The organism is Streptomyces sp. NPDC004561, assembly GCF_053602155.1.
The window spans coordinates 1-5330 of the sequence record NZ_JBSGDB010000556.1 but is presented as its reverse complement, the minus strand read 5'-3'; the positions used below and the strand labels follow the sequence as shown (position 1 = coordinate 5330).

Sequence of the window (5330 nt, the reverse complement as noted above, 5' to 3'; positions counted from 1 at the left end):
CCGCCCCCGGGTGCCCCGGGGGGGGGGGCTACACCACCGGCCCCCCGGTCTCACCGGGGCTCAGCCCAGTACGCGTGCCAGGGAATCCAGCGCGGAGCTCAGCTCCTCCGCCGTGACGGTGAGCGGGGGCGCCAGACGGATCGTGGAGCCGTGGGTGTCCTTGACCAGGATGCCCTCCCGCATCAGGCGCTCGCTGACCTCGCGGCCGGTGCCGATCGCCGGGTCGACGTCGACGCCCGCCCACAGCCCGCGCGAGCGGAAACCGACCACACCCCGGCCGACCAGCTCGGTCAGCCCGTCCCGCAGGACCACGCCCAGCTCGGTGGCCCGGCGCTGGAACTCACCGGTCTCCAGCAGCTCGACCACGGCCGTGCCGACCGCCGCGGCGAGCGGGTTGCCGCCGAACGTGGAGCCGTGCTCGCCCGGGTGCAGCACACCGAGCACCTCGCGCCGCGCCACCACAGCCGACACCGGCACGATGCCACCGCCGAGCGCCTTGCCGAGCAGCAGCACGTCCGGTACGACGTCCTCGTGCTCGACGGCGAGGGTACGGCCCGTGCGGCCGAGGCCCGACTGGATCTCGTCCGCGATGAACAGGCAGTTCCTGCGCCGGGTCAGCTCACGGACACCGGCCAGATAGCCGTCGTCCGGGATGTTCACGCCGGCCTCGCCCTGGATGGGCTCGATCAGCACGGCGGCCGTGGTCTCGTCGACGGCCTCCTCCAGCGCGGCCAGGTCGTTGTACGGCACGACCCGGAAGCCGGGCGTGAACGGGCCGAAGCCGGCCCGGGCCGTCTCGTCCGTGGAGAAGCTGACGATCGTCGTCGTACGGCCGTGGAAGTTCTCCGCCGCGACCACGATCGTCGCCTGCCCGTCCGGGACGCCCTTCACGTCGTACGCCCACTTGCGGGCCACCTTGATGCCGCTCTCCACCGCCTCGGCGCCGGTGTTCATCGGGAGCACCATGTCCAGGCCGGTCAGCGCCGCGAGCCGCTCGGCGAACTCGGCGAGCCGGTCGTTGTGGAAGGCCCGGGAGGTGAGCGTCAGCCGGTCCAGCTGGCGGTGCGCGGCCTCGATCAGCGCCGGGTGCCGGTGGCCGAAGTTGAGCGCCGAGTACCCGGCGAGCATGTCGAGGTAGCGGCGGCCCTCGACGTCCTCCACCCAGGCGCCCTCGGCCCTGGCCACGACCACCGGCAGCGGGTGGTAGTTGTGCGCGAGGACCGGCTCCTCCGCACGGATCAGGTCGTCGGACGTACGGGTGCGCGCGGGTGCGGTCATCAGCGGATCTCCTGGGTGCAGCACTTGATGCCACCGCCGGCCTTGTGGAACTCCGACAGGTCGACGGGGACGGGGACGTAACCGTGGCCGGCGAGGCGTTCGGCGAGCGCCTCGGCGTGCGGCGCGATGAAGACGTGCCGGCCGTCGGAGACGGAGTTCAGGCCGAACGCCATCGCGTCCTCGCGGGTGGCGAGCACCGCCTCCGGGTACAGGCGCCGCAGCACCTCGCGGCTGCCCGGCGAGAACGCCTCCGGGTAGTAGCAGATGTTGTCGTCGTCGAGCACGAACAGCGCCGTGTCCAGGTGGTAGAAGTACGGGTCCACCAGGGTCAGGCCGATCACCGGGTGGCCCAGGAACTCCTGCGCCTCCCGGTGCGCCTCACGGGTCGTGCGGAACCCGGTGCCGGCGAGCACGTAGCGGCCCGTCCACACCAGGTCGCCCTCGCCCTCGGAGACCGACTCGGGGCGGTACACGTCGTAGCCCGCCGCCTTGAACCAGGTGTCGTAGTGCACCGACTCGGGACGCCGCTCGGGCGCGTGGAACAGCGAGCCGAAGACGCGGCCGCCGACCACGCACGCCGCGTTGGCGGCGAACACCATGTCCGGCAGCCCGGGGACCGGCTCGACGGCGTCGACGGTGTGGCCGTGGGCGCGGTAGGCGCCGATCAGCGCCTGCCACTGCTCCTGGGCGAGATCCACGTCGACGGGCCGGTCGGGATGCATCCAGGGATTGATCGCGTACTGCACCGCGAAGTGCCTGGGTTCACAGACGAGGAAGCGCCGAAGGCGCGGCACACGGCTTTCGGACACAGAGGGTCTCCTCCGTTTTCCTGTGTGTCACTGAGGGGTGACACCAAGGTAGGAAGGAAGGCATACGCGCGACAAGAACATAAAGCTGCGTAGATGCGCAGCATCACTGCGTTGTGATCGCGGCTCGCGCACGTCTGCTGCGCATACTCCCGGCTCACTCGGGGGCGGCGTGGGTCGCTCCCGCTTCCGGGCTTTCCGGGAGGAGGTGGGACAACACCATCACGCTGATCGTCTTCCGGATGAACGGCTCCGTCCGGATCCGCTCCAGCACCTCCTCGAAGTGCTCCACGTCCCGCGCCCGCACATGCAGCAGCGCGTCGGCGCCGCCGGTCACCGTCATGGCCGCCGTGATCTCCGGATGGTTGCGGACGACCTCCGCCAGCCGCCGGGGAGGGGCCGCGCCCTCGCAGTACACCTCGACGTACGCCTCCGTGCGCCAGCCGAGCGCCAAGGGCTGCACCGTGGCCGTGAACCCGGTGATCACCCCGGTCTCCCGCAGCCGGTCCACGCGCCGCTTGACCGCCGTGGCGGACAGCCCGATCGCCGCGCCGATCTCGGCGAAGCTGGTCCTGGCGTTCGCCATCAGCGCGGTGATGATCTTGCGGTCGAGGTCGTCGAACGACGGCGTCCTGCTGTTCATGCGGGCACTGTAGTCAGCCCCGCGACGCCCGGCGCTCCCAGGACCGCGGCCCCTAGGACTGCGTGACGACCATGGCGAGGGTCAGCAGGCCCAGCACCACCCATCCGAACCACAGCCAGCCGTTGCTGCCGAGCGCGACCGTGTAGGCGGTCACGACGACGAGCCCGCCGACCGTGAGCGCGCCCATCGCCTTGGTGGAACCGTTCGTGGAACCGGGCATCGCGACACCCTCCTCATGGTCCGTCCTCGACCATGGTGCCCCGGCCGTCACCCGTACGGCATACCCGGGACCGCCCCGGATTCAGCTCTTGTGCGCGTTCAGCGACGCCAGGTAGGCGTTGTACGCCTCCAGCTCCTTGTCGCCGTCCCGGTCGGCGGCCCGGTCCATGCGCCGCGCCTGCCGCTGGTCGGAGCGGTACCACTGGAACAGCAGCGCGATCAGCACCAGCACGGAAGGGATCTCGCTGAACGCCCAGGCGATGCCGCCGGCCGCGTTCTGGTCGGAGAGGGCGTCGATGCCCAGCGAGGCGGGCGGGTTCCTGAACGTCTCCACCATCGGCGTCGACGCCATCATCAGCGCGATGCCGAAGAACGCGTGGAAGGGCATGCCCGCGAACAGCTCCAGCATCCGCATCAGGTACCCCGGCCGGTGCGGACCCGGGTCCACGCCGATGATCGGCCAGAAGAACACCACACCCACGGCGAGGAAGTGCACCATCATCGCGACGTGCCCGGCCTTCGACCCCATGAGGACGTCGAAGATCGGGGTGAAGTACAGGGCGTACAGGCTCGCGATGAACAGCGGGATCGTGAACACCGGGTGGGTGATGACCCGCATGTACCGGCTGTGCAGCAGCATCAGCAGCAGCTCGCGCGGGCCCTTGCGGCCCCTGCCCGCGGCCGGCAGCGCGCGCAGCGCCAGCGTGACCGGCGCGCCGAGCAGGATCAGGATCGGCGACAGCATGCTGATCACCATGTGCTGCACCATGTGCACGCTGAACATGACCATGCCGTAGTCGTTCAGCCTGGTGCACATCATCAGCCCGATGGTCAGCACACCGACGAGGTACGAGACGGTACGGCCCACCGGCCACGCGTCCCCGCGCCGCCGCAGCCGCACCACCCCCCAGCCGTACAGGCCCAGCCCGAGCAGGCAGGCGACGAGGAAGAAGGGGTCCGCCGACCACTGGAGCCCCCGCCCCAGCGTGAACGGCGGCAGATCCATCATCATGCCGTGCCCGCTGTGATCCATCCGGCGGCTCCTGTTTCGTGGGGGTTGTGCGAGTTGTCCGCCCCAAGAGTAGAACCGCCCCCGGTCACGACCGTGACCGGGGGCTGGTCGGCATCGGGTGAACTACAGAACGCACTCCGCCTCGTCGTAGCGCTCCACCGGAACGGTCTTGAGGGTCTCCACGGCCTCCGCCAGCGACACCATCACGATGTCGGTGCCGCGCAGGGCCGTCATCATCCCGAACTCGCCCCGGTGCACCGCCTCCACCGCGTGCCATCCGAAGCGGGTCGCCAGCACCCGGTCGTAGGCGGTCGGCGTGCCGCCCCGCTGCACATGCCCGAGGATCACCGGCCGCGCCTCCTTGCCGAGCCGCTCCTCCAGCTCGACCGAGAGCTGCCGGGCGATCCCCGCGAAGCGCTCGTGGCCGTAGATGTCCTTGCCGCCCTCGTCGAAGTCCATGGAGCCGCGCCGGGGCTTGGCGCCCTCGGCGGCGACCACGATGGCGAACCGCTTGCCCGCCTCGAACCGCTCGCCGACCTTCCTGGTCAACTCCTCGATGTCGAAGGGCCGCTCGGGGACGACGATGGCGTGGGCGCCGGCCGCCATGCCGGAGTGCAGCGCGATCCAGCCGGTGTGGCGGCCCATGACCTCCACGATCAGCACGCGCTGGTGCGACTCGGCGGTGGTCTTCAGCCGGTCGAGCGCCTCGGTCGCCACGGTGACGGCCGTGTCGAAGCCGAACGTGACGTCCGTGACAGCGATGTCGTTGTCGATCGTCTTGGGCACGCCCACGATCGGCAGCCCGTTGTCCGACAGCAGCCGGGCCGCCTTCAGCGTGCCCTCACCGCCGATCGGGATGATCGCGTCCAGACCGAGTTCCTCGACATGGCCCTTGGCCCGCTCGACGCCGTCCCGCAGATGCTCCGGACGGACCCGCGAGGAGCCGAGGATGGTGCCGCCGCGCGCCAGGATGCCGCCCACGGCGTCGAGGTCGAGCTTCAGATAGTCGCACTCCAGGAGGCCCTTCCAGCCGTCCCGGAAACCGATGACCTCGTCGCCGTGGTCGGCGACGGCACGGTGCACGACGGACCGGATGACGGCGTTCAGGCCGGGGCAGTCGCCGCCGGACGTGAGGACACCAATGCGCATAGCCCGAATTACCTTCTCAACGTGGGCCGGGAAACCGGACCACGTTGTCCGGCGGATTCCCGGTCACCCTACCGGCGTGAGGGGGTCGCTCCGTAGCGGGCGTCCGCCTGCTGGACGCGCCCGCACATGTGAGCGGACGGGCCGTCAGGCGGGCCCACGAACGAGCCTGCAGGCCCAGCTCACGGGCATCGGGGGCGCTCCGCCGGCGCTGCTGCACCACCAC

The 5330-nt window shown here is 70.7% G+C and carries 6 protein-coding genes; all 6 read right to left on the bottom strand.

Features of this window, described 5'->3' with window-relative positions; genetic code table 11:
* Positions 1-60: 60 nt before the first annotated feature.
* Positions 61-1278, bottom strand: coding sequence for an ornithine--oxo-acid transaminase (gene rocD / locus ACWEN3_RS40595; RefSeq protein WP_452981989.1), 1218 nt, complete (start codon positions 1276-1278; stop codon positions 61-63).
* Positions 1278-2087 carry a dimethylargininase gene (gene ddaH / locus ACWEN3_RS40590; RefSeq protein WP_452981986.1) on the bottom strand — a complete coding sequence of 270 codons (810 nt, stop codon included), beginning with the start codon at positions 2085-2087 and terminating at the stop codon, positions 1278-1280. Before ddaH ends, rocD begins: the two co-directional genes overlap by 1 nt.
* A gap of 154 nt (positions 2088-2241) precedes the next feature.
* Positions 2242-2727, bottom strand: coding sequence for an Lrp/AsnC family transcriptional regulator (locus ACWEN3_RS40585; protein WP_452981983.1), 486 nt, complete (start codon positions 2725-2727; stop codon positions 2242-2244).
* 52 nt (positions 2728-2779) lie between these two features.
* Entirely contained in the window at positions 2780-2947 is a 168-nt protein-coding gene (locus ACWEN3_RS40580) for a hypothetical protein (protein WP_107093214.1), read from the bottom strand.
* A gap of 81 nt (positions 2948-3028) precedes the next feature.
* Positions 3029-3979: a cytochrome c oxidase assembly protein gene (locus ACWEN3_RS40575; RefSeq protein ID WP_452981981.1), complete on the bottom strand. Its 951-nt coding sequence runs from the start codon at positions 3977-3979 to the stop codon at positions 3029-3031.
* A 102-nt stretch (positions 3980-4081) separates the two neighbouring features.
* Positions 4082-5107, bottom strand: a complete 1026-nt coding sequence (locus ACWEN3_RS40570) for a 6-phosphofructokinase (RefSeq protein WP_452981978.1) — start codon at positions 5105-5107, stop codon at positions 4082-4084.
* Positions 5108-5330 lie beyond the last annotated feature (223 nt).